The organism is Streptomyces griseoloalbus (assembly GCA_014650015.1).
Classification (GTDB): Bacteria; Actinomycetota; Actinomycetes; order Streptomycetales; family Streptomycetaceae; genus Streptomyces; species Streptomyces griseoloalbus.
Genome location: BMUD01000026.1, coordinates 25,823 through 49,387 on the forward strand (window position 1 = coordinate 25,823; position 23,565 = coordinate 49,387).

Here is a 23,565-nt window from a genome sequence, read left to right on the forward strand (position 1 = left end):
GCCCACAGCGGGAGCGGGGTGTAAGAACTCGGGCGGGGTCGGCGTGTGCGGCCTACATTGGGCGTACGTCAGTGTCGACGTCCGGGAGCGGATCATGACGGTCAGCCATGCCCTCGAGGCCGATGTCCTGCGGCGGCAGGACCCCGAGCTCGCCGAAGTGCTGCTCGGGGAGCGTGAGCGGCAGTCGACCACGCTCCAGCTGATCGCCGCCGAGAACTTCACGTCGCCGGCCGTGCTGGCCGCCCTCGGCTCGCCGCTGGCCAACAAGTACGCCGAGGGCTACCCGGGCAACCGGCACCACGGCGGCTGTGAGATCGTCGACGTCGCCGAGCGCCTCGCCGTGGAGCGGGCCACGGCGTTGTTCGGCGCCGACCACGCCAACGTGCAGGCGCACTCCGGCTCGTCCGCCGTGCTCGCCGCCTACGCCGCCCTGCTGCGGCCCGGCGACACCGTGCTCGCCCTCGGCCTGCCCTACGGCGGCCACCTCACCCACGGCTCGCCCACCAACTTCTCCGGCCGCTGGTTCGACTTCGTCGGCTACGGAGTGGACGCGGAGACCGGCCTCATCGACCACGACCAGCTCCGCACCCTCGCCCGCACCCACCGCCCCAAGGCGATCGTCTGCGGCTCCATCGCCTACCCCCGCCACCTCGACTACGCCCTCTTCCGCGAGGTCGCCGACGAGGTCGGCGCCTACCTCATCGCGGACGCCGCCCACCCCATCGGCCTGGTCGCCGGGGGAGCGGCGCCCAGTCCGGTGCCGTACGCGGACATCGTGTGCGCGACGACGCACAAGGTGCTGCGGGGCCCGCGCGGCGGGATGATCCTGTGCGGCAGCGAGCTGGCCGAGCGCGTCGACCGCGCCGTGTTCCCCTTCACCCAGGGCGGGGCCCAGATGCACACCATCGCCGCCAAGGCGGTCGCGTTCGGCGAGGCGGCGACCCCGGCCTTCGCCGCGTACGCGCACCAGGTGGTCGCCAACGCGCGGGCGCTGGCCGCCGCACTGGCCGCCGAGGGGCTGGTCGTCACCACCGGCGGCACGGACACCCACCTGATCACCGCCGACCCGGCACCGCTCGGCGTGGACGGACGCACCGCCCGCGGCCGGCTCGCGGCGGCCGGTCTGGTGCTGGACTGCTGCGCGCTTCCGCACGCCGACGACCGCGGGCTGCGCCTGGGCACGGCGGCGGTGACGACGCAGGGCATGGGGGCGCGGGAGATGACGCACATCGCGGGGCTGCTGGCGAGCGTCCTGCGGGGCGGCACCGACACCGCGCGGGCCCGGGAGGACGTGCGGGAACTGACCGCCGCTTTCCCGCCGTATCCGCGCTGAACGCGTCCGAGCGGGGGTAGGCGCACCGCGTGCACAGCCTCGCGTGCAACCATCGTCGCTACCCGGAAGTCCCCACTCGTATGCGCGCCTCGCTAGGGTGTGGGGCTGTGATGGCCAGCGAGACCTGTGGGGAAGCCCGTGCGTGAATACCTGCTGACGCTCTGCATCACGGCCGCGGTGACGTACCTGCTGACAGGGCCGGTACGGAAGTTCGCGATCGTGGCCGGGGCGATGCCGGAGATCCGGGCACGTGACGTGCACCGGGAACCCACTCCGCGGCTCGGCGGTATCGCGATGTTCTTCGGCCTGTGCGCGGGCCTGCTCGTCGCCGATCACCTGACCAACCTGAGCCAGCTCTTCGAGAAGTCCAACGAGCCCCGGGCGCTGCTCTCCGGGGCCGCGCTGATCTGGCTGATCGGTGTGCTGGACGACAAGTTCGAGATCGACGCCCTGATCAAGCTGGGCGGCCAGATGATCGCCGCCGGCGTGATGGTCATGCAGGGTCTGACGATCCTGTGGCTGCCGATCCCGGGCGTCGGCTCGGTCGCGCTCACCCAGTGGCAGGGCACGCTGCTCACCGTCGCGCTGGTCGTCATCACGATCAACGCGGTCAACTTCGTGGACGGCCTGGACGGTCTCGCGGCCGGCATGGTGTGCATCGCGGCGACCGCGTTCTTCCTGTACGCCTACCGCATCTGGTACTCGTACGGCATCGAGGCGGCTGCCCCGGCGACGCTGTTCGCGGTGATCCTGATGGGCATGTGCCTGGGCTTCCTGCCGCACAACATGCACCCGGCGCGGGTCTTCATGGGTGACTCCGGTTCGATGCTCATCGGCCTGGTGCTGGCCGCCGGCGCCATCTCCGTCACCGGGCAGGTCGACCCGGACGCGCTGAAGCTGTTCGCCGGTTCGGAGAAGGAGGCCGTGCACCAGACGGTGCCGGTCTACATCCCGCTGCTGCTGCCGCTGACGATCATCGCGGTGCCGGCGGCCGACCTGATCCTGGCGATCGTGCGGCGGACCTGGCGGGGCCAGTCGCCGTTCGCGGCGGACCGGGGGCATCTGCACCACCGGCTGCTGGAGATCGGCCACTCGCACAGCCGGGCCGTGCTGATCATGTACTTCTGGTCGGCGCTCATCGCCTTCGGCGCGCTGACGTACTCGGTGAACTCGGCGTCGATGTGGATCGTGCTGAGTGTGGTCATCCTCTCCACGATCGGGCTGATCCTGCTCCTGCTGCCCCGTTTCACCCCGCGCGCCCCGCGCTGGGCCGAGGCCTTCGTCCCGCCGCGCTACCGCCGCCGTCGTGCCCCGGCGACCGCCCCGGACGCGTCGACTCCCGCGGATCCCGGCTCCGCCGGCGATCCCGAGGAGAGCACCGGCCACCGCGCCCCGGTCGCCGCGGGAGTCTCCGGCGTCAACGGCGCCACGGCCATCGGCTCCCGCGCACGCCTGGCCGACCGATCACGGTCAAGGTAAGAATCCGACTAGAGCATTGCCAAGTCGTGGGGCTGTGATGGGTCTGCTTTGGGGGTGCGTTTACCCCCAATACCAGACAGATCGGCCGGGTTTTCGCTCGGGCGCACGAATTCACTCTCATGTGTGACGCCCAGCACGCCATTCAGGTAAAGACTGCATCAAATAGTTTGTGATACCGTTCACGAGAACCCGGGGACAGAGTCGAAGGACCGCAGTGCGACGGTCCATTCTCGTGAGGTCTTCACACTCCACCCGGGGGACTACGCTCGTCCATGACGACACCCCTTGCCCCCTGTGAAAAGCGGAGTTGCCGCCATGCCGTCCAACGACGTCCGGATCCTGGCCCAGGCCGCTGTGCCCACGGCTGCCGTCGGCGCTGTCGCCGCCGTCGTCAGCGCTGTGGTCGCCGGCGGCAAGGGAGCGATCGGGGCGCTCGTCGCGACCGTGGTGGTGGTCCTGTTCATGGGGATCGGTCTGTACGTGCTGCAGCGCACCGCCAAATCGCTTCCGCATCTGTTCCAGGCCATGGGGCTGATGCTCTACGCGGCGCAGATCCTGCTGCTGTTCGTCTTCCTCACGGTGTTCAAGGACACCACCCTGTTCCACCCCAAGGCTTTCGCGTTCACGCTGGTCGCCGGCACTCTGGCTTGGATCGCCGCGCAGACGCGTGCCCACATGAAGTCCAAGATTCTCTACGTCGAGCCCGAGTCGACGACGGGCAGGAAGCCCGACAAGTCGGAGCACTCGTCGTGAGGGGTAGGCCCGGGATAAAGGCGTGTCGGAGATCCTGCTATCGTCCGGTGCCAACTGCGGCATCGCGGGCGCGGGCATCCGAGCTGACGCCTGCTCCATCGCGAGGCTTGATGCCCCCCAGCCGCCCCCACATCCGTAACACCTGTCCGGTGCCGATCCGCGGCTGCGTGCCGCGCCGACACAACGAGGTTGCCGTACCTATGCGTCACGCCGAAGGAGCCCGCGGTGAGTGCTGACCAGACCCAGCTCGCCTTTGACTGGAGCTGTCGGATCATGTCCGACAACGGGTGTGGCTTTCCGGCTCCGGGCCTGCACTCGTTCCTCTTCAAGCCGATCGCCACTGTGGGTGGGTTCGAGTTCAACAAGGTGATGCTGCTCGCGCTCATCACCACCGTCCTCGTCATCGGCTTCTTCTACGCGGCCTTCGGCAAGGCCAAGGTGGTGCCGGGCAAGCTGCAGATGGTCGGTGAGGCCGGCTACGACTTCGTCCGCCGCGGCATCGTCTACGAGACCCTCGGCAAGAAGGAGGGCGAGAAGTACGTCCCCTTCATGGTCTCGCTGTTCTTCTTCATCTGGATCATGAACATCTGGTCCGTGATCCCGCTGGCCCAGTTCCCCGTGTCGTCGATCATCGCGTACCCCATGGTGCTCGCGCTGATCGTCTGGGTGATCTGGGTGGGGCTGACGTTCAAGCGCCACGGCTTCGTCGGCTTCTTCAAGAACGTGACGGGCTACGACAAGTCGCTCGGCGCCGTGCTGCCGCTCGTCATGGTCATCGAGTTCTTCTCGAACCTGCTGGTCCGGCCGTTCACCCACGCCGTGCGACTCTTCGCCAACATGTTCGCCGGTCACCTGATGCTGGTGATGTTCACCGTCGCCTCCTGGTACCTGCTGAACAGCTGGATGATCCCGGCAGCCGGCGTCTCCTTCGTCATGACGATGGTCATGATCCTCTTCGAACTTTTCGTGCAGGCCGTCCAGGCGTACGTCTTCGTACTGCTGGCCTGCTCGTACATTCAGGGCGCGCTCGCCGAGCACCACTGAGCGACCAGCCCCAGACCCCCGTGATCGTCCGGTGGCCAACCCCCGCCGGTCCATGAAAGAGAAGGAAGAATCAGCATGGCTGCCCTTGAGACCCTCGCCGCCGTCGAAGGCAACATCGGTTCCATCGGCTACGGCCTCGCCGCCATCGGCCCCGGCGTCGGCGTCGGCATCATCTTCGGTAACGGCACCCAGGCGCTCGCCCGCCAGCCCGAGGCCGCCGGCCTGATCCGTGCCAACCAGATCCTGGGCTTCGCCTTCTGTGAGGCGCTCGCCCTCATCGGCATCGTCATGCCGTTCGTCTACGGATGACGGACCCTGACGAGCCAACCTTTCAACGAAAGGCATTGATGTGATCGCCAACCTGGTACAGCTGGCGGCCGAGGAGGAGCAGAACCCGCTCATTCCTCCGGGCCCCGAGCTGCTCGTCGGCACCATCGCCTTCGCCATCGTCTTCTTCGTCTTCTGGAAGAAGCTGCTTCCGAACATCAACAAGGTTCTGGAGGAGCGCCGCGCGGCGATCGAGGGTGGTATCGAAGAGGCCGAGGCCATGCAGGTCGAGGCCCAGAGCGTCCTTGAGCAGTACAAGGCTCAGCTCGCCGAGGCCCGGCACGAGGCCGCGCGTCTGCGCCAGGAGGCGCAGGAGCAGGGCGCCACGCTCATCGCCGAGATGCGGGCCGAGGGCCAGCGTCAGCGCGAGGAGATCGTCGCCGCCGGTCACGCGCAGATCGAGGCCGACCGCAAGGCCGCCGCGTCCGCGCTGCGCCAGGACGTCGGCAAGCTCGCCACCGACCTGGCCGGCAAGCTCGTCGGCGAGTCCCTCGAGGACCACGCCCGGCAGAGCCGCGTGATCGACCGCTTCCTCGACGAGCTCGACCAGAAGGCCGAGGCCGCACGATGAACGGAGCGAGCCGCGAGGCCCTGGCAGCCGCACGTGAGCGTCTCGACGCGCTGACGGACTCCACGTCCGTGGACGCGGGCTCGCTCGCCGACGAGCTGGCCGCCGTCACCGCGCTGCTCGACCGCGAGGTGTCGCTGCGTCGGGTCCTCACCGACCCGGCGCAGGCCGGTGAGGCCAAGGCCGACCTGGCCCAGCGCCTGCTCGGCTCGCAGGTCAGCGGTCCGGCCGCCGACCTGGTGTCCGGCATGGTGCGCTCCCGCTGGTCGCAGTCTCGCGACCTGGTGGACGCACTCGAGGAGCTGGCGGGCGTCGCCGACCTCACCGCCGCCCAGAAGGCCGGCGCGCTCGACGACGTCGAGGACGAGCTGTTCCGGTTCGGCCGGATCGTCTCCTCCAGCACCGAGCTGCGTGCCGCGCTGACCAGCCGGAGCGCCTCCGCCTCCGCCAAGGGCGAGCTGCTGCGCAGCCTGCTCGGGGGCAGGGCGAACGCGACCACCGAGCGTCTGGTGACGCGTCTGGTGACCGCGCCGCGGGGACGTAGCCTGGAGTCGGGACTGGAGTCCCTGTCCAAGCTCGCCGCCGAGCGTCGGGACCGCACGGTGGCCGTCGTCACCTCCGCGGTGCCGCTGAGCGACCAGCAGAAGCAGCGCCTGGGCGCGGCCCTCGCGAAGCTCTACGGTCGCGGGATGCACCTCAACCTCGACGTCGACCCCTCGGTCGTCGGCGGGATCCGGGTGCAGGTCGGTGACGAGGTCATCAACGGCTCCCTCGCGGACCGGCTCGAGGACGCGAGTCGTCGGCTGGCGAGCTGAGCACCACATTGAGCAGCACATTCTGAATAGGCAGTACGTACTTACGGCCCTGGTTGGGCCGTGCAGAGGATTCCTGGGGGTCGCCCCCAGACCCCCCAAGTGAAACTTCGGGCCCAACAAGGAGAGCAGGGAACTCAGATGGCGGAGCTCACGATCCGGCCGGAGGAGATCCGGGACGCGCTGGAGAACTTCGTCCAGTCGTACAAGCCGGACGCGGCCTCGCGCGAGGAGGTCGGTACGGTCACCCTTGCCGGCGACGGCATCGCGAAGGTCGAGGGCCTGCCCTCGGCCATGGCCAACGAGCTGCTGAAGTTCGAGGACGGCACCCTCGGTCTCGCCCTCAACCTCGAGGAGCGCGAGATCGGTTGCGTCATCCTCGGTGAGTTCAGCGGCGTCGAGGAGGGCCAGCCGGTCACCCGCACCGGCGAGGTGCTGTCCGTCGCCGTGGGCGAGGGTTACCTCGGCCGCGTGGTGGACCCGCTCGGCAACCCGATCGACGGCCTCGGCGAGATCGAGACCGAGGGCCGCCGCGCCCTCGAACTGCAGGCCCCCACGGTCATGCAGCGCAAGTCGGTGCACGAGCCGATGGAGACGGGCTACAAGGCCGTCGACGCCATGACCCCGATCGGCCGTGGTCAGCGTCAGCTGATCATCGGCGACCGCCAGACCGGCAAGACCGCCCTGGCCGTCGACACGATCATCAACCAGCGTGACAACTGGCGTACCGGCGACCCGAAGAAGCAGGTCCGCTGCATCTACGTCGCCATCGGCCAGAAGGGCTCCACCATCGCGTCGGTCCGCCGCGCGCTGGAGGAGAACGGCGCGCTCGAGTACACGACCATCGTCGCCGCCCCGGCGTCCGACCCGGCCGGCTTCAAGTACCTGGCGCCGTACACCGGTTCGGCCATCGGCCAGCAGTGGATGTACGAGGGCAAGCACGTCCTGATCATCTTCGACGACCTGTCGAAGCAGGCCGACGCCTACCGCGCCGTGTCCCTGCTGCTGCGCCGCCCGCCGGGCCGCGAGGCCTACCCGGGTGACGTCTTCTACCTGCACTCCCGTCTGCTGGAGCGCTGCGCCAAGCTCTCCGACGAGATGGGCGCGGGCTCGATGACCGGTCTGCCGATCGTCGAGACCAAGGCCAACGACGTCTCGGCGTTCATCCCGACCAACGTCATCTCCATCACCGACGGCCAGTGCTTCCTGGAGTCGGACCTGTTCAACGCCGGTCAGCGCCCCGCGCTGAACGTCGGTATCTCCGTCTCCCGAGTCGGTGGTTCCGCCCAGCACAAGGCGATGCGCCAGGTCTCCGGCCGTCTGCGCGTGGACCTCGCCCAGTTCCGTGAGCTCGAGGCGTTCGCCGCCTTCGGCTCCGACCTGGACGCCGCGTCCAAGGCCCAGCTGGAGCGCGGTCAGCGCATGGTCGAGCTGCTGAAGCAGAACCAGTACGAGCCGATGGCCACCGAGGACCAGGTCGTCTCCATCTGGGCCGGCACCACCGGCAGGATGGACGAGGTCCCGGTCGCCGACGTCCGCCGCTTCGAGAAGGAGCTGCTGGAGTACCTGCACCGCAAGGAGCAGGGCCTCATGACCTCCATCCGCGAGGGCGCCAAGATGTCCGACGACACGATCCAGGCGATCGGCGACGCCGTGGCGGAGTTCAAGAAGCAGTTCGAGACGAGCGACGGCAAGCTGCTCGGCGAGGACGCCCCGTCCGCCGCCAAGTGACGTAAGGAAGGGACCTGACTCATGGGAGCTCAGCTCCGGGTCTACAAGCGTCGCATCCGATCCGTCACCGCGACCAAGAAGATCACCAAGGCGATGGAGATGATCGCCGCCTCGCGCGTCGTCAAGGCGCAGCGCAAGGTGGCGGCCTCCACGCCGTACGCGCGGGAACTCACCCGCGCGGTCACGGCGGTCGGTACCGGTTCGAACACCCAGCACCCGCTGACCACGGAGGCGGAGAACCCGACCCGTGCCGCGGTCCTGCTCCTCACGAGCGACCGCGGTCTGGCCGGCGCCTTCAACTCCAATGCCATCAAGGCGGCGGAGCAGCTGACCGAGCGCCTCGAGCGCGAGGGCAAGCAGGTCGTCACGTACATCGTCGGCCGCCGCGGTCTGGCCCACTACAACTTCCGCGAGCGCAAGGTCGCGGAGTCGTTCACGGGCTTCACCGACGAGCCCTCGTACGCGGACGCCAAGAAGGTCGCGGCTCCGCTGATCGAGGCCATCGGGAACGAGACGGCGGACGGCGGCGTGGATGAACTCCACATCGTCTACACCGAGTTCGTGTCGATGATGACGCAGACGGCGATCGACTCCCGGATGCTTCCGCTGCGCCTCGAAGAGGTCGTGGAGGAGACGTCCACCAAGGGAGAGATCCTTCCGCTGTACGACTTCGAGCCGTCGGCGGAGGACGTCCTCGACGCCCTGCTGCCGCGGTACGTGGAGAGCCGGATCTACAACGCGCTGCTCCAGTCGGCCGCTTCGAAGCACGCCGCCACGCGGCGCGCGATGAAGTCGGCCACCGACAACGCGGGCGAGCTGATCAACACGCTCTCCCGTCTTGCCAACGCGGCCCGCCAGGCCGAAATCACCCAGGAAATCAGCGAGATCGTCGGTGGCGCCAGTGCCCTGGCCGACGCGACCGCGGGGAGTGACAACTAATGACCACCACTGTTGAGACCGCGGCGGCTACGGGCCGCGTCGCCCGGGTCATCGGCCCGGTCGTCGACGTGGAGTTCCCCGTCGACGCGATGCCGGAGATCTACAACGCCCTCCACGTCGAGGTCGCCGACCCGGCGCAGGCGGGCGAGCTCAAGACGCTGACCCTGGAGGTCGCCCAGCACCTGGGTGACGGCGTGGTCCGCACCATCTCCATGCAGCCCACCGACGGTCTGGTCCGCCAGGCCCCGGTGACGGACACGGGCTCCGCCATCTCCGTGCCGGTCGGCGACTTCACCACGGGCAAGGTGTTCAACACCCTCGGTGAGGTGCTCAACGTCGACGAGCAGTACACGGGCGAGCGCTGGCCGATCCACCGCAAGGCGCCGAACTTCGACGAGCTCGAGTCGAAGACCGAGATGTTCGAGACCGGCGTCAAGGTCATCGACCTTCTCACCCCGTACGTCAAGGGTGGAAAGATCGGCCTGTTCGGCGGTGCCGGCGTCGGCAAGACGGTGCTCATCCAGGAGATGATCTACCGCGTCGCCAACAACCACGACGGTGTGTCGGTGTTCGCCGGTGTCGGTGAGCGCACCCGTGAGGGCAACGACCTCATCGACGAGATGAGCGAGTCGGGCGTCATCGACAAGACCGCCCTGGTCTTCGGCCAGATGGACGAGCCCCCGGGCACCCGTCTGCGCGTCGCGCTGGCCGGCCTCACCATGGCCGAGTACTTCCGTGACGTCCAGAAGCAGGACGTGCTGTTCTTCATCGACAACATCTTCCGCTTCACCCAGGCGGGTTCCGAGGTGTCGACCCTGCTCGGCCGTATGCCCTCCGCGGTGGGCTACCAGCCGAACCTGGCCGACGAGATGGGTCTCCTCCAGGAGCGCATCACCTCGACCCGTGGTCACTCGATCACCTCGATGCAGGCGATCTACGTCCCCGCGGACGACCTGACCGACCCGGCCCCGGCCACCACCTTCGCCCACCTCGACGCGACGACGGTTCTGTCCCGTCCGATCTCGGAGAAGGGCATCTACCCGGCCGTGGACCCGCTGGACTCGACGTCCCGGATCCTGGACCCGCGCTACATCGCGCAGGACCACTACAACGCGGCCATGCGCGTGAAGAACATCCTGCAGAAGTACAAGGACCTGCAGGACATCATCGCGATCCTCGGTATCGACGAGCTCGGCGAGGAGGACAAGCTCGTCGTCCACCGTGCCCGTCGCGTGGAGCGCTTCCTGTCCCAGAACACCCACGTCGCCAAGCAGTTCACCGGCGTGGACGGTTCGGACGTGCCGCTGGAGGAGTCGATCGCCGCGTTCAACGCGATCTGCGACGGTGAGTACGACCACTTCCCGGAGCAGGCGTTCTTCATGTGCGGTGGCATCGAGGACCTGAAGAAGAACGCGAAGGAGCTGGGCGTCTCCTGAGCCCCGAGCTCACCGTGAGCCCCACCGGGCTCACACTCGAGGGGGCGGGCGCGTCCCGCCCCCTCTCCCACGCCCACTAGACTTGTAACCAACACCCGGCAGACCCGCCGGGTGGTGACCCGAGGAGCCACCTTGGCTGCTGAGCTGCACGTCGCGCTGGTCGCGGCCGACCGAGAGGTCTGGTCCGGCGAGGCCACCCTGGTCGTCGCGCGCACCACGTCCGGCGACATCGGCGTCATGCCCGGTCACCAGCCGCTGCTCGGTGTGCTGGAGTCGGGCCCGGTGACCATCCGTACGCCCGAGGGTGGGACGGTCGTCGCCGCGGTGCACGGCGGTTTCATCTCGTTCGCGGACAACAAGCTGTCGCTGCTGGCCGAGATCGCCGAGCTGTCGGACGAGATCGACGTCCAGCACGCCGAGCAGGAGCTGGCCCGCGCGAAGGCCGAGGACGACACCGAGGCCCAGCGCCGCGCGGATGTCCGTCTGCGGGCGGCGACGGCGGGCCGCTGATCCCAGCGCGGTGAGATGACGTCACTCAGCCGCGGCCGGCACCGGAGCGATCCGGAGCCGGTCGCGGCTGAGGCAGATCTGGATGATTTTTCCGTTCCGTTACCTAGGAGACGAGGAGGTCGGTGCCGATGGTCCTCGCTCTGACTGTGTGCGGAATTGTCGTGGCGCTCGTGGTGGTGGGGCTCTTCGTCTTCGGAATGCGCCGTCGCCTCATCCAGCGCTCCGGCGGAACCTTCGACTGCAGCCTGCGCTGGGACGCGCCCGAGTCGGGCGACTCCCAGGGCAAGGGCTGGGCCTACGGGGTGGCCCGCTACAACGGTGACCGGGTGGAGTGGTTCCGGGTGTTCTCCTACGCCCCCCGCCCGCGCCGCGTCCTGGAGCGCTCCGCGATCGAGGTGGCCGGCCGCCGCGTCCCCGAGGGCGAGGAGGAGCTGGCGCTGCTCACGGACTACGTGGTCCTCGCCTGTCTGCACCGGGGCACGCGGCTGGAGCTCGCGATGAGCGAGGACGCGCTGACCGGTTTCCTCGCGTGGCTGGAGGCAGCCCCGCCCGGTCAGCGCGTCAACGTCGCCTAGTGGTGCTCGAGGGTTACTTCAGGCCCCCGTCGATGGCGCTCACCAGTTCACCGTTCGCGGTGTCACCGCTGAACTCCCAGAAGAAGGCGCCGCCGAGGCCCTGGCTCTTGGCCCAGGCCATCTTGCTGTTGATGGTGGCCGGGGTGTCGTAGGACCACCAGTTGTTGCCGCAGTGCGCGTACGCCGTGCCGGCGATGGTGCCGGTGGCCGGGCAGGAGTTCTTCAGGACCTTGTAGTCCTCGATGCCCGGCTCGTAGGTGCCCGGGGCCGGGCCGGTCGCCGTGCCGCCGGGGGCGGACTGGGTGACGCCGGTCCAGCCGCGGCCGTAGAAGCCGATGCCGAGCAGCAGCTTGGCGGACGGGACGCCCTTCGACTTCAGCTTGGCGATCGCGTCGGCCGAGTTGAAGCCCGCCTGCGGGATGCCGGGGTACGAGGTGAGCGGCGAGTGCGGGGCGGTCGGGCCGTCCGCGTCGAAGGCGCCGAAGTAGTCGTACGTCATCACGTTGTACCAGTCGAGGTACTGCGCGGCGCCGCCGTAGTCGGCCGCGTCGATCTTGCCGCCGGAGGAGCCGTCGGCGGTGATGGCCGCGGTGACCAGGTAGTCGGGGCCGAACTCGGCGCGCAGCGCCTGCGAGAGGGTCTTGAAGGCCGCGGGACCACTGGTGTCACAGGTGAGACCGCAGGCGTTCGGGTACTCCCAGTCGATGTCGATGCCGTCGAAGACATCGGCCCAGCGCGGGTCCTCCACGACCGACTTGCAGGACTTGGCGAACGCGGCGGCGTTGGCCGCGGCCTGGCCGAAGCCGCCCGAGTAGGTCCAGCCGCCGAAGGAGTACAGCACCTTGATGTGCGGGTACTTGGCCTTCAGCTGGCGCAGCTGGTTGAAGTTGCCGCGCAGCGGCTGGTCCCAGGTGTCGGCGGTGCCGCTGACGGACTGGTCGGCGGTGTAGGCCTTCTCGTACGCGGCGAAGGTGTCGTCGACGACGCACTGGCCGTTCTTGACGTTGCCGAACGAGTAGTTGATGTGGGTGATCTTGGCGGCCGAGCCGGACGTCACCAGGTTCTTGACGTGGTAGTTGCGGCCGTAGACGCCCCACTCGGTGAAGTAACCGAGCTTGACCTTGTCGCCGGTGGGCGGCGGTTCCTCGGTCTGGCCGGTGGTGCGTACCCGGACCGCGCCGCTGGCCGGGCCGGTCTGGTCGGCGGTGTCGCGGGCCCGCACGGTGTAGGAGTAGTCGGTGCCCTTGGTGAGGCCCGAGTCCGTGTACGAGGTGCCCGTCACGGTGGCGACCCTGGCGCCGTCGCGCAGGACGTCGTAGTTCTTGATGCCCTTGTCGTCGGTGGCCGCCGACCAGGACAGCCGCACCGAGGTGTCGGTGACGTTCGAGGCGGTCGGGGTGCCGGGCGCGGACGGGGCCGCGTCACCGGGGACCGACGTGCCGTCACAGCTGCCGCCGTTGAGCTTGCAAGCGGTCGGTGAGCCGGTGCCGCTGCCGTTGAAGCCGAAGGAGACCGACGCCCCGGGGGCGAGGGTGCCGTTCCAGCCGACGTTCTTGGCGGTCCAGTGGTCGCCGGAGTTGGTGACCGTGGCGTCCCAGGCCGAGGTGGCCTTGGTGCCGGAGGGGAAGTCCCACTCGACGGTCCAGGAGTTGATGGTCGTGGTGCCGGTGTTCTTCACCGTCCACTTGCCCTCGAAGCCGGAGCCCCAGTCCTGGGTCTTGGCGTAGGTGGCGGTCACCGAGGTCGCGGCCTGGGCGGGGCTCGCGAGGCCGACGAGGCCGGCGAAGGGGAGCAGCAGGGTCGCGAACCCTGCCGCGGCTCTGTGTCTGAAGCGCATGCTGCGCCTCCTTATGGGGAGAAACCGGTGGGGGCACGACTGAGCCATCACGCCCGCAGTGCCGCGAGAATAGAAAGGTCTGGACCACGGGTCAATAGGTCTGGACCACTGTCCTCGATGTGGCCGAAGTTCCCACTAGATGCCCAATTCCTGTGCCAGCACCGCCGCTTGCACCCGACTGCGCAGCTCCAGCTTGCCCAGCAGCCGGCTGACGTGCGTCTTCACCGTGGCCTCGGCCATGCCGAGCCGGACCGCGATGTCGGCGTTGGACAGACCCTCGCCGAGACAGGACAGCACCTCGCGCTCGCGCCGGGTGAGGGAGTCGAGCACCGCCGGATCGACCGTCACCGGACGCGTGGGCTTCGCGGCGAACTCCGCGATCAGCCGCCGGGTGACGGCCGGGGCGACGATGCCCTCCCCGCGCCCCACCGTGCGCACCGCCGCGATGAGGTCCTTCGCCTCCGTGTTCTTCAGCAGGAACCCGGCGGCACCGGCCCGCAGCGCCCCGAACACGTACTCGTCGAGGTCGAAGGTGGTCAGCACCAGGACGTCGGCGAGCCCTTCCCCGACCACCTGCCGGGTCGCCGACACCCCGTCGAGGCGCGGCATCTGCACGTCCATCAGCACCAGGTCGGGGCGGAGCTCACGGGCGAGCGCGACCGCCTGTTCGCCGTCCGCAGCCTCGCCGACGACCTCGATGCCGGGGGCGCTGCGCAGGATGAGGACCAGTCCCGCGCGGACGGCGGACTGGTCCTCGGCGACCAGGACGCGGATCATTCGTTGTCTCCCTGGGCGATGTCGGTGACGGGGAGGGTGGCGCGTACCACCCACAGCTTGCCGTCCGGGCCGCTCTCCGGTCCGGCCTCGAACGTGCCGCGCAGCAGCGCGGCCCGCTCCCGCATGCCGACGAGTCCGGCCCCGGAACCGGGCGCGCGCGGGGCGTCCCGGCCGTCGTAGGGGCTGGTCACGCGGAGGGCGAGGGAGTCGTCGAGGCGGCGCAGCCACACGGTGACCTTCCCCCGCCCGGCGTGCTTCAGCGCGTTCGTCAGTGACTCCTGCACCATCCGGTACGCGGCGAGCTCGACCGGCGCGGGGACGCAGTCGTGGGCGGCGTCGAGGGTGACGTCCAGGCCGTTGGCGCGGGCGCCCTCGACCAGCGTGCCGAGGCTGTCGAGCGTGGGGGTCGCGGCGGGCTCCCGGTCGTCGGCCCCGTCGCGCAGGATGCCGATGAGCCGACGCATTTCGGACAGTCCCTGGACGCTGTTCTCCCGGATCACGGTGAGCGCCTCCTTGGACGTCGCCGGGTCGTCCAGGGAGAGCGCGGCCGTGGAGTGGATGGCGATCGCGGAGAGGTGGTTGGCGACCATGTCGTGCAACTCCCGTGCCATCCGCGAACGTTCCGCCGTCACCGCCTGGCTGCGGTCCATCTCCGCGAGCAGCGCGGTCTGTTCGGCGCGCAGCCGGGCCGCGTCCGCGGCCTCCCGGTGGTTGCGCACGATGAGACCGGTCGACGCGGGAGCGAACGAGACGACACCGACCGCCACCCCGATCAGCAGCGCCTCCGGCACCCGCCAGACGGCGTACGGCACCAGCGCCGCGACGATGCTGAGCAGCCCGGTGATCCGAGGGATGCGGCGGGCGGAGGCGGGCGTGCCGTACAGGACGGCGGCGTACATCAGGTCGGTGTACATCAGGACCGTGACCAGACTGCCCTGGGTGAGGGTGTCAACGGTCAGGGCGAGGGTGCCGGTCAGCAGAGCGGTGCGCGGGGCGGTCCGGCGCAGCAGCTCGCAGCCGGCCGTCACGAGGAGCGGGACGAGGAGCGGCCAGCGGCCGTCGAACAGCACGATCGGCTCGTCGGCCGGCCGGGTGCCCAGTCCCAGGCTCCACAGCAGCAGTCCGCCCAGCAGTCCGGTGAGCGCCAGCCACCGGTCGAAGCGGTGGGGACGCGGGAGTCGTACGGCCATGGGCCCATCCAACACGGTGCGCCGGTGCGCCGCCTGATGCCCGCGAAGGGTCCTGGACTGCATCGTTCGATGTACCGCGGATTCGTCGGCGGTGACGACGCGTCGGGCCGCCGCGGACGGGAGCCTGAAGGGGTGACCGAGAGGAGCGAACCGTGATCGTCGCCTTGATCGCCGCCTGCGAGATCGGCTTCTGGGTGCTGCTGGCCGCCGGACTGGCCTGCCGCTATCTGCTGAGGATGCCGCGCACCGGCCTGGCGCTGCTGCTGTGCGAGCCGCTGCTGGAGGTCGTCCTGCTGGTCGCCACCGCGCTGGACCTGAAGAACGGCGCCGAGCCGAACTGGACGCACGGACTGGCGGCCCTCTACATCGGCTACACCGTGGGCCACGGCCACCGCACGGTGAAGTGGCTCGACGGGCATGCCGCGCACCGGCTGGGCGGCGCGCCCGCGCCGCTGGGCCCGCCGCGCTACGGCATGGCCCGCGCCCGGTACGAGACGAAGGTCTGGCTGGGCACGCTGACGGGCGCCGCCGTGGCGACCGTGCTGCTGCAGATCGCCATCTGGTACGTCGACGACCCGGGCCGCAGCACCTCCCTGGAGAGCTGGCGCTTCGTGGCCTGGCGGGCGGCCGGCATCCACGGCCTGGTGGCCCTGGCGTACTGGATCTGGCCGAAGAAGGCCCCGGCGGCCGAGTCGGAGGCCGGGCAGGGCACCGGCAAGGAGCGTGTCGGCCGATGACGCGGGCGTCGAGGAATCTGCTCGCGGGGGCCGCCACGCTGGTGGTGGGCCTGGGGCTGTGGCTGTTCGCCGGGGGAGTGGACCTGCCGGGAATCACCCCCACCAAGGTGGGGGTGGTGATGATGTGCGTCGGCGCCGCCGAGGTCCTGCTGGGTCTGTACCGGGCCGCGCGCACCTCGGCGGGGTCCCGGTAGGGCTGGGGCCTGTCTGACGATTCCCGCCTGCTTCGCGACGCCATGCACGCACTCTCGCCGCACCGGGCGCAGGAAACATCCCGTACGAGGCTCTGCGCCCGGCACGCCGAGAGCACGCACCTGACGCCGCGAGGCCGCCCTGCGGGCGACGACGCGAATGGTCAGACAGGCCCTAGCGTTCGCCGCCCGGGACCCACAGCACGTCGCCGGTCTCCTTGTTCGCGACACGGGCCAGGATGAACAGGAGGTCGGAGAGGCGGTTGAGGTAGGTGGCGGTGAGGGGGTTCATGGTCTCGCCGTGCGCCTCCAGCGCGGCCCAGGTGGAGCGCTCGGCCCGCCGTACGACGGTGCACGCCTGGTGCAGCAGGGCCGCGCCGGGTGTGCCGCCGGGCAGGATGAACGAGCGGAGCTTGTCCAGCCGCTCGTTGAAGCGGTCGCAGTCCGCCTCCAGCCGGTCGACGTAGAACTGCTCGACCCGCAGCGGCGGGAACTCGGGGTTCTCCACCACCGGCGTCGACAGGTCCGCGCCCACGTCGAACAGGTCGTTCTGCACGCGGGTGAGGACCCGTACGACCTCGTCCTCCAGACCGCCCAGCGCGATCGCCGTCCCGATCACCGCGTTCGCCTCGTTGGCGTCCGCGTAGGCGGAGATCCGAAGATCGGTCTTGGGCACCCGGCTCATGTCACCGAGGTTGGTGGTGCCCTTGTCGCCGGTCCGGGTGTAGATGCGCGTCAGGTTGACCATGTGACCAGCCTAGTTAGGCTCCGGCCGTCCGGAACACGCGTGTGCCCACTGTCACGGCGAGGACCGCGAGGCCGACGGCGACCAGGACGCCGTACAGCATGTGGGCCGTCGCGTACGCCCCGACGTAGGCGTCCCGCACCGCGTCCACCAGGTAGCGGAACGGCATCAGGTGGGACAGCACGTCCAGCCAGGTCGGGCCCAGGGTCATCGGGAGCATGAGGCCCGACAGCAGCATCGACGGCATGGTCAGGGCGTTGATCGCGGGCCCGAAGCTCTGCGGGGTGTCCATCCTCATGGCGAGCGCGTACGACAGCGCGGCCAGGGACACGGTCAGCAGGGCGACGAAGGCGAACCCGATCAGCACGCCGGCCAGCGGTGCCCGCAGGCCCATCACCAGCGCCGCCAGTACCAGCAGCACCGCCTGGAAGACGAAGACGGTGGCCTCCCGCAGCACCCGGCCCAGCAGCAGGGCGAGGCGGCTCACGGGGGTGACGCGCATCCGTTCGACCACCCCCTGGCTCTTCTCGAGGATGATCGTGAAACCGGCGAACGAGGCTCCGAAGAGCCCGAGTTGCAGCAGCAGCCCCGGGACCAGCAGCTGCCAGGAGCTGCCCTGCCCGCCGAGCGGCAGACCGGTCAGCAGCGGGCCGAAGAACAGCAGGTACAGCAGCGGCATCAGCACGCCGAAGAGCAGCGCGAAGCGGGAGCGCAGGGACTGGCGGAGATAGCGCCCGTAGATGAGCGCGGTGTCGTGGAGCAGCATGGGGTGTCGGTGTCCTATACGGCTAAGGGGGCGGCGTCGGCCGGTGAGGCGCTGCGGCCGGTGATCGCGAGGAAGGTGTCCTGGAGCGAGGCGTCGATCGAGCCCCCGTACTCCAGCTTCAGGGCGCTCGGCGTGCCCTCGGCGACGACCACGCCCCGGTCGACGACGACCAGCCGGTCCGCGAGCGCGTCCGCCTCGTCGAGGTAGTGGGTGGTCAGGAACACGGTGGTGCCGTGCTCGTCGCGCAGCCGCCGCACCAGGTCCCACAGGTCGGCGCGGCTGCCGGGATCGAGACCGGTCGTCGGCTCGTCGAGGAACAGCACCTCCGGGCCGTGGGTGAGGGCCATCGCGATGTCCAGCCGGCGGCGCTGCCCGCCGGACAGCGCCGCGCACTTGCGGTCGAGCAGCTCGGTGAGGTCGAGGTCGCGGGCCAGTTCCTCGGCGCGCTCGGCCGCCCGCCCCTTGGTGAGCCGGTACAGGCGGCCCTGGGTGACCAGTTCCTCCCGCACCGTGATCTGCGGGTCGACCCCGCCGGACTGCGCCACGTAGCCGCAGGCCCGGCGGACCCCGGCCGGATCGGCCGCCAGGTCGTGACCGGCGACGGTGGCCGCGCCGCCGGTGGGGGCGAGCAGGGTGGTGAGCATCCGCAGGGTGGTGGTCTTGCCGGCGCCGTTGGGGCCGAGGAAGCCGAGGATCTCGCCCTCGCGGACGGTGAGGTCGATGCCGCGCACGGCCTCCACCGGGCCGCGCTTGGTCCGGAAGGTACGGGCCAGTCCGGCCGTACTGATGATTGCCATGGCCCCAGAAAAACAGAATGACTTGAATTTTGCAACGTCCCCAAAATTCCAGCGGACCCAGCGAAGCTAGGATGCGGGCATGGCCGAAGGACTCAGGGAACGGAAGAAGCGGCAGACCCGGCAGTACATCTCCGACGTCGCCACGGGGCTCTTCATGGAGCGGGGCTTCGAGGCCGTGACCGTGGCCGAGGTGGCGCAGGCGGCCGACGTCTCCGTGAACACCGTGTACAACTACTTCCCGGCCAAGGAGGACCTGTTCCTCGACCGCTCCAAGGGGGTCGTCGACCGGCTCTCCCGCTGGGTGCGCGGCCGCGGTGACGGCGAGTCGGCGGCCGAGGCCGTCCTGCGGGAACTGCGCGAGGAGACCGAGGCGGTCTCGCCCCGCATCGGGTTGATGGACGGCTACGAGAAGTTCATGAAGGTCATCCAGGAATCGCCCACCCTGCGGTCCCGGATGTGGGCCATCGGCCAGGAGGTCCTGACGAACCTGGAGCAGACCCTGCGCGAGGAGACCGGCGCCGGGGACGACGACCCGATCCCCGCCTTGATGGCCGGTCAGATCAACTGGCTGCACGGCACCGTCATCGCCGCCATCGGCCAGCGCATGCTCGCCGGCGGCCGACCCGCCGAGGTGTCCCGCGAGACCCTGGTCCTGCTGGACGAGATGGAGGGTCTGCTGAGCCCGAAGGTGCTCAAGTACGCCGTCCGGGGCGCCGAATGACCCTCGGCCGTGTGATGTCCGTCATGTGAGACGTGACGCGCGTTACTTACCGGTCACACGGCGCCCGGCGAACGCTAATGTCCGCTTCTGGAGAACAAGACAGCGCGTATCAGGGGAGTCGTACAGTGGCACGCAAGCTCGCCGTCATCGGGGCCGGTCTCATGGGGTCCGGCATCGCCCAGGTCTCCGCCCAGGCGGGCTGGGACGTCGTCCTGCGTGACGTCACCGACGAGGCGCTCACGCGCGGCACCGACGGCATCAAGGCGTCGTACGACAAGTTCGTGGCCAAGGGGAAGCTGGAGGCGCACGACGCCGACGCCGCCCTCGCCCGGATCACCACGACCACCGACCTGGACGCCTGCGCGGACGCGGACGTCGTCGTCGAGGCGGTGTTCGAGAAGCTCGAGGTCAAGCACGAGATCTTCCGCACGCTCGACAAGCTCGTGCGGGAGGACGCCGTCCTCGCCTCCAACACCTCCGCCATCCCGATCACCAAGATCGCGGCCGTGACGGAGCGCCCGGAGCGGGTCGTCGGCACCCACTTCTTCTCGCCGGTGCCGATGATGCAGCTGTGCGAGCTGGTCCGCGGCTACAAGACCAGCGACGAAACCCTCGCCAGGGCGCGGGAGTTCGCCGAGTCGGTCGGCAAGACCTGCATCGTCGTCAACCGCGACGTCGCCGGCTTCGTCACCACCCGCCTCATCTGCGCCCTCGTCGTCGAGGCCGCCAAGCTGTACGAGTCGGGCGTGGCGAGCGCCGAGGACATCGACCTCGCCTGCAAGCTGGGCTTCGGCCACGCCATGGGGCCGCTGGCCACCGCCGACCTGACCGGCGTGGACATCCTGCTGCACGCCACGGGCAACATCTACACCGAGTCCCAGGACGAGAAGTTCGCGGCTCCCGAGCTGATGCGCCGGATGGTTGATGCCGGTGACATCGGCCGCAAGAGCGGGCAGGGCTTCTACGAGCACTGAGACCGCAACCACCCCGGCGCGCATCACACGCCAGGGTGAATTCGGTATCGGTTCGCTTACAAGGAGCAACCTCGGCCGCCGCCACGGAGTCAGAGGTTGCATTACCGGCATCACGAACGCGGAGCGCGAGGCGCACGCACGGGGAGCGCATATGCACATCAGGGGCGACCACGTCGAGCTGGTCGTCGGGGGCCGCCTCGACGTCCGCAGCGCGGCGGACGCCCGTACGGTCCTGCACTCGGCCGTCGACGACGGAGTCGGCGATCTGGTGCTGGACCTGTCCGAACTCGACTCCTGGGACGCCACCGGACTCGGGGTGATCATGGGGGCCCACCGACGGGCCGGCCGGTGCGGCCGGCGGCTGGTACTGCGCGACGTTCCGCCGCAGATGCAGCGCCTGTTGGTGGCCACCAGGCTGCACCGCATCCTGGCGATCGAGGGGGGTATCGGGGTGGACACGCTGCCCCGCGTGTGAGGCCGTACGGGTACGCAACGGACGACCGGTACGACCCGGACCGACCTCGGCGAACCGTGCGACGCGCACAATCCTCACGAGACTGTGACGTCTCGGGCGGCGCGGTACCCCGGACTGTCGTAGATACTGAGCGAAGGTTTAGGGTTCGGCTGCCCGCTGCCGTGCAACCCTCGAGCGGGCCCGGACCAGAAGCGACAGCGCGGTGTGCAGCAAGGCCGGGAGGGGCTTCAGCCACACGACGCTTTTGGGGGGCTAGGACCTATGGACCCGATCAACCCGGGACCCGAGGAGTACGGCCAGGGCGGTGGGGGCACCTCCCGGTCGAGTGAATTCGAGACCGGCAAAGGCCCCGCGCCGCGCCAGCGCCCACCCCGGGAATCCCTCACCGCGGACTTCGGACAGCACGTGCCCGCGCTCGCCCGCACGGTGCAGCTCGTCTCCGGCGACTTCCTGCTCACCGTCAATCCCGTCGACGGCAGCGAGATCGAGCCCTGCCCGCCGGCCGAACGGCCCGCCCGCCCGGCCAAGATGGGCGAGGCCGAGCGCGCCGAGGTGGCGCGGGCCGCCCGGCCGCCCGCCCCGCCCGGACCCACGCGGCCCAGGCTGCCGCTGCTGGCCCGTCAGGACGAGCGCGAGAAGCTGGTCCGGCTGCTCGCCCGCGGCCGCTCCGTACGCCTCACCGGCCCCGCGGGCTCCGGCCGCACCCGGCTCCTCGACGTCGTCGCCGAGGACTGCGCGGACCTCGCGCCCGACGGCGTCGTCCGCCTGAACGGCCACCGCCGCTCCGCCGACGACCTGCTCCACGACCTCTTCTACGCCGTCCACAACGCCCCGCTGCACCGCCCGGACCGGGACGAACTCGTCGACTGCGTCCGTGAGATCGGTGCCGTCGTCGTCGTCGACGACCTCGAGTTCGGCGGCGCCGCCCTCGACGAGCTGCTGGACGCCACCCCTGAGTGCGCCTTCGTGTTCGGCGTCACCCCGGACGTGCCCGAGCCGTCCGCCGACGCCGGCGTCGAGGAGGTCTCCCTCTCCCACCTCGACCGCGCGGCCGGCCTCGACCTGCTCGAACACGCCGTCGGCCGCCCCCTCACCGAGGACGAGTCGAACTGGGCCGGCGACCTCTGGTTCGAGTCCGAGGGCCTGCCGCTGCGCTTCGTCCAGGCCGGTGCCCTGCTGCGGCAGCGCGACCGGCTGCGGGCCGGCGCGGACGCCGTCGACGAGTACGGCGTCTTCGAGGACGTATGGCCCGGCGGAACGCCCGGCGACACGCCCGCCGAAACGCCCCACGGCCCCGCCGACGCCGACGAGGTCCCGCTGCCCTCGCTCGGCGAGGCAGCCGCGCCCGCTCCGCTGCTGGCCTCCCGGCTCAGCGCCTCCGCCCGCGCCACCCTGCGGTTCGCCGTCGCCCTCGGCGGCGAGGTGCCCCACCAGGCGCACCTGCCCGCCCTGGTGGGCGACACCCACGCCGACGCCGCGCTCGGCGAGCTCGTCTCCTGCGGACTGGTCTCCCCGGCCGGCTCCCGCTACCGGCTCGCCGCCGGGGTGCCGGCCCAGCTGGAGGCCGCCGGATACGCCGACGAGGCCGAGGCACAGGCCCGGGCCGCCGCACAGCACTACGCCTGGTGGGCCGGGCACCCCTCGGTCACCCCGGAGCGGGTGTGCGCCGAGGCCGACGCGGTGCTCGCCGCGCTCGCCGTGCTGTCACCGCTCACCGAGGCCACCACCGAGGGCGAGGCCGGCACGGCCGTGCAGCTGGCCCGTGCCGCCGCACCGGCGTTCGCCGCGGGCCTGCACTGGAGCGCCTGGGAACGGGCGTTGAGGTCCGGAGCGGAAGCCGCCCGGCTCGCCGGGGACGTGGCGGAACAGGCCTACTTCCACCACGAGCTCGGCATCCACGCGTTGTGCTCCGGACAGCTCGACCGCTCGCGCGCGGAACTGGAGACGTCCATCGGGCTGCGCGGTGCCCTCGCCGACAAGCGCGGCACCGTCGCCGGCCGCCGCGCGCTGGCCCTGGTCGCCGACCGCTCCGGTGTTCCGCTGGCGCTCACCCCGACCGCCGGGGACGAGGTGCCGGAGGCGCGCTACGAGGAGTCGGCCTCGCCGCCCCGCGGGGTGCCGACCGCGTTCCCGGAGCTCCAGCCGCCCTCCGACACCGCCCTGGTCATCAACCGCGGCGTGCCGCCGTCGTCCCCGAGGCCGGCCAAGGCGGGCGGCGGTCTGAAGGGCCTGGCCCGGCGCAACCTGGTGGCGGCCGGCGCGGGCGCGCTGCTCGTCGCCGTGCTGGGCACCGTGGTCACCCTCGGCGCCACGTCCGAGAACGACGCGGGCACCCCGTCCGACAACGTCGGCGTCAACCCGTCCGCGAGCCAGGGCGTCGACGACGGCAGCCTCGGCGCCGACCCCGCGGCCGAGGAGGGCGACGGCGACACCGGCGAGGCCACCAGCCGGCCGACCGACCCGGGCCCGGACGGCACCCTGGGCACCGCCGACGACCCGACCCCGACGGCCACCGAGTCGGGGGAGCCGTCGGACGGACCGAGCGGGACGGCGAAGCCGGACGATCCGACGCAGACGCAGACGCCGAAGCCGCCGACGTCCAAGCCGCCGACGAGTTCGAAGCCGCCGACGTCCAAGCCGCCCACCTCCGAGCCGCCGACGTCGGAGCCGCCGACGTCCGAGCCGCCGACCTCCGAGCCGCCTGTCACCTCCGAGCCTCCGCCGCCGTCCACCAGCGATACGGCGAGCGGGCCCACCTCGTCCGCCCCCGCCGGGACGAGCAGTTCGGCGAGTGCCCCGCAGAGCGTCGGCGTCGGCACGCCCAGCGGCTCGGAGACGGTGATCTGAC

The 23,565-nt window shown here is 70.3% G+C and carries 24 protein-coding genes; 18 read left to right on the forward strand and 6 right to left on the reverse strand.

Annotated features, from left to right (window positions below):
- The first annotated feature begins 94 nt into the window (after nt 1-94).
- The 12 genes from glyA to IE178_RS29655 all read left to right on the forward strand — a co-directional run bounded on the left by glyA (nt 95) and on the right by IE178_RS29655 (nt 11,507).
- The gene (gene glyA / locus IE178_RS29600; protein ID WP_193514427.1) at nt 95-1,333 is read left to right on the forward strand and encodes a serine hydroxymethyltransferase; all 1,239 of its coding nucleotides are present in this window, start codon (nt 95-97) and stop codon (nt 1,331-1,333) included.
- A 138-nt stretch (nt 1,334-1,471) separates the two neighbouring features.
- Nucleotides 1,472-2,812, forward strand: a complete 1,341-nt coding sequence (locus IE178_RS29605; RefSeq protein ID WP_184764563.1) for an MraY family glycosyltransferase — start codon at nt 1,472-1,474, stop codon at nt 2,810-2,812.
- A 315-nt stretch (nt 2,813-3,127) separates the two neighbouring features.
- Nucleotides 3,128-3,565, forward strand: coding sequence for a Cg1360 family ATP-synthase-associated protein (locus IE178_RS29610; protein WP_184764562.1), 438 nt, complete (start codon nt 3,128-3,130; stop codon nt 3,563-3,565).
- A gap of 225 nt (nt 3,566-3,790) precedes the next feature.
- On the forward strand, nt 3,791-4,609 hold the full coding sequence (gene atpB / locus IE178_RS29615; RefSeq protein ID WP_498370649.1) for a F0F1 ATP synthase subunit A: 819 nt from the start codon (nt 3,791-3,793) through the stop codon (nt 4,607-4,609).
- A 75-nt stretch (nt 4,610-4,684) separates the two neighbouring features.
- Nucleotides 4,685-4,918, forward strand: a complete 234-nt coding sequence (gene atpE, locus IE178_RS29620) for an ATP synthase F0 subunit C (protein WP_031485821.1) — start codon at nt 4,685-4,687, stop codon at nt 4,916-4,918.
- 40 nt (nt 4,919-4,958) lie between these two features.
- Nucleotides 4,959-5,507, forward strand: coding sequence for a F0F1 ATP synthase subunit B (locus IE178_RS29625; RefSeq protein WP_184764561.1), 549 nt, complete (start codon nt 4,959-4,961; stop codon nt 5,505-5,507).
- Nucleotides 5,504-6,319: a F0F1 ATP synthase subunit delta gene (locus IE178_RS29630; RefSeq protein WP_193514428.1), complete on the forward strand. Its 816-nt coding sequence runs from the start codon at nt 5,504-5,506 to the stop codon at nt 6,317-6,319. Before IE178_RS29625 ends, IE178_RS29630 begins: the two co-directional genes overlap by 4 nt.
- 138 nt (nt 6,320-6,457) lie before the next feature.
- On the forward strand, nt 6,458-8,047 hold the full coding sequence (gene atpA, locus IE178_RS29635; RefSeq protein ID WP_184764559.1) for a F0F1 ATP synthase subunit alpha: 1,590 nt from the start codon (nt 6,458-6,460) through the stop codon (nt 8,045-8,047).
- Nucleotides 8,048-8,068: 21 nt separating this feature from the next.
- Nucleotides 8,069-8,986 (forward strand): F0F1 ATP synthase subunit gamma, encoded by a 918-nt coding sequence (locus tag IE178_RS29640; protein WP_184764558.1) that lies wholly within the window; start codon nt 8,069-8,071, stop codon nt 8,984-8,986.
- Nucleotides 8,986-10,422 carry a F0F1 ATP synthase subunit beta gene (gene atpD / locus IE178_RS29645; RefSeq protein ID WP_184764557.1) on the forward strand — a complete coding sequence of 479 codons (1,437 nt, stop codon included), beginning with the start codon at nt 8,986-8,988 and terminating at the stop codon, nt 10,420-10,422. The genes IE178_RS29640 and atpD overlap by 1 nt, the downstream gene beginning before the upstream one ends.
- Nucleotides 10,423-10,554: 132 nt before the next feature.
- Nucleotides 10,555-10,932: a F0F1 ATP synthase subunit epsilon gene (locus tag IE178_RS29650; RefSeq protein WP_184764556.1), complete on the forward strand. Its 378-nt coding sequence runs from the start codon at nt 10,555-10,557 to the stop codon at nt 10,930-10,932.
- Nucleotides 10,933-11,060: 128 nt separating this feature from the next.
- Nucleotides 11,061-11,507, forward strand: a complete 447-nt coding sequence (locus IE178_RS29655) for a DUF2550 domain-containing protein (protein ID WP_184764555.1) — start codon at nt 11,061-11,063, stop codon at nt 11,505-11,507.
- A 13-nt stretch (nt 11,508-11,520) separates the two neighbouring features.
- Here the strand turns inward: IE178_RS29655 and IE178_RS29660 are convergent, their stop codons facing one another.
- The 3 genes from IE178_RS29660 to IE178_RS29670 form a co-directional block, all read right to left on the reverse strand.
- Nucleotides 11,521-13,344 (reverse strand): glycoside hydrolase family 18 chitinase, encoded by a 1,824-nt coding sequence (locus tag IE178_RS29660; RefSeq protein ID WP_193514429.1) that lies wholly within the window; start codon nt 13,342-13,344, stop codon nt 11,521-11,523.
- 135 nt (nt 13,345-13,479) lie between these two features.
- Nucleotides 13,480-14,121, reverse strand: a complete 642-nt coding sequence (locus IE178_RS29665) for a response regulator (RefSeq protein ID WP_193514430.1) — start codon at nt 14,119-14,121, stop codon at nt 13,480-13,482.
- Nucleotides 14,118-15,311: a sensor histidine kinase gene (locus IE178_RS29670; RefSeq protein ID WP_184764552.1), complete on the reverse strand. Its 1,194-nt coding sequence runs from the start codon at nt 15,309-15,311 to the stop codon at nt 14,118-14,120. Before IE178_RS29670 ends, IE178_RS29665 begins: the two co-directional genes overlap by 4 nt.
- Nucleotides 15,312-15,463: 152 nt before the next feature.
- On the opposite strand from IE178_RS29670, the gene IE178_RS29675 reads away from it, so the two are divergent.
- Together IE178_RS29675 and IE178_RS29680 are read left to right on the forward strand one after the other, a co-directional pair.
- Nucleotides 15,464-16,048 (forward strand): hypothetical protein, encoded by a 585-nt coding sequence (locus IE178_RS29675; RefSeq protein ID WP_193514431.1) that lies wholly within the window; start codon nt 15,464-15,466, stop codon nt 16,046-16,048.
- The gene (locus tag IE178_RS29680) at nt 16,045-16,242 is read left to right on the forward strand and encodes a DUF5708 family protein (protein ID WP_193514432.1); all 198 of its coding nucleotides are present in this window, start codon (nt 16,045-16,047) and stop codon (nt 16,240-16,242) included. Before IE178_RS29675 ends, IE178_RS29680 begins: the two co-directional genes overlap by 4 nt.
- A gap of 172 nt (nt 16,243-16,414) precedes the next feature.
- Here IE178_RS29680 and IE178_RS29685 read toward each other — a convergent pair whose 3' ends face one another.
- Genes IE178_RS29685 through IE178_RS29695 form a run of 3 tightly spaced genes read right to left on the reverse strand, consistent with a single transcriptional unit; the run spans nt 16,415 to nt 18,547 of the window.
- Nucleotides 16,415-16,987, reverse strand: a complete 573-nt coding sequence (locus IE178_RS29685; protein ID WP_193514433.1) for a cob(I)yrinic acid a,c-diamide adenosyltransferase — start codon at nt 16,985-16,987, stop codon at nt 16,415-16,417.
- 13 nt (nt 16,988-17,000) lie between these two features.
- Complete coding sequence (locus tag IE178_RS29690) at nt 17,001-17,750, reverse strand: ABC transporter permease (RefSeq protein WP_184764548.1); 750 nt, start codon at nt 17,748-17,750, stop codon at nt 17,001-17,003.
- Nucleotides 17,751-17,764: 14 nt separating this feature from the next.
- Nucleotides 17,765-18,547, reverse strand: a complete 783-nt coding sequence (locus IE178_RS29695; RefSeq protein WP_184764547.1) for an ABC transporter ATP-binding protein — start codon at nt 18,545-18,547, stop codon at nt 17,765-17,767.
- A gap of 79 nt (nt 18,548-18,626) precedes the next feature.
- Here IE178_RS29695 and IE178_RS29700 point away from each other — a divergent pair, with 79 nt between their 5' ends.
- The 4 genes from IE178_RS29700 to IE178_RS29715 all read left to right on the forward strand — a co-directional run bounded on the left by IE178_RS29700 (nt 18,627) and on the right by IE178_RS29715 (nt 23,564).
- On the forward strand, nt 18,627-19,268 hold the full coding sequence (locus IE178_RS29700; RefSeq protein WP_193514434.1) for a TetR/AcrR family transcriptional regulator: 642 nt from the start codon (nt 18,627-18,629) through the stop codon (nt 19,266-19,268).
- 125 nt (nt 19,269-19,393) lie between these two features.
- Nucleotides 19,394-20,242, forward strand: a complete 849-nt coding sequence (locus IE178_RS29705) for a 3-hydroxyacyl-CoA dehydrogenase family protein (RefSeq protein ID WP_193514435.1) — start codon at nt 19,394-19,396, stop codon at nt 20,240-20,242.
- Nucleotides 20,243-20,393: 151 nt separating this feature from the next.
- On the forward strand, nt 20,394-20,717 hold the full coding sequence (locus tag IE178_RS29710) for an STAS domain-containing protein (protein ID WP_145867208.1): 324 nt from the start codon (nt 20,394-20,396) through the stop codon (nt 20,715-20,717).
- Between the two features lie 261 nt (nt 20,718-20,978).
- A complete protein-coding gene (locus IE178_RS29715) occupies nt 20,979-23,564 on the forward strand; it encodes an ATP-binding protein (protein ID WP_193514436.1) in 2,586 nt (861 codons plus the stop codon).
- The last annotated feature ends 1 nt before the right edge of the window (nt 23,565 follow it).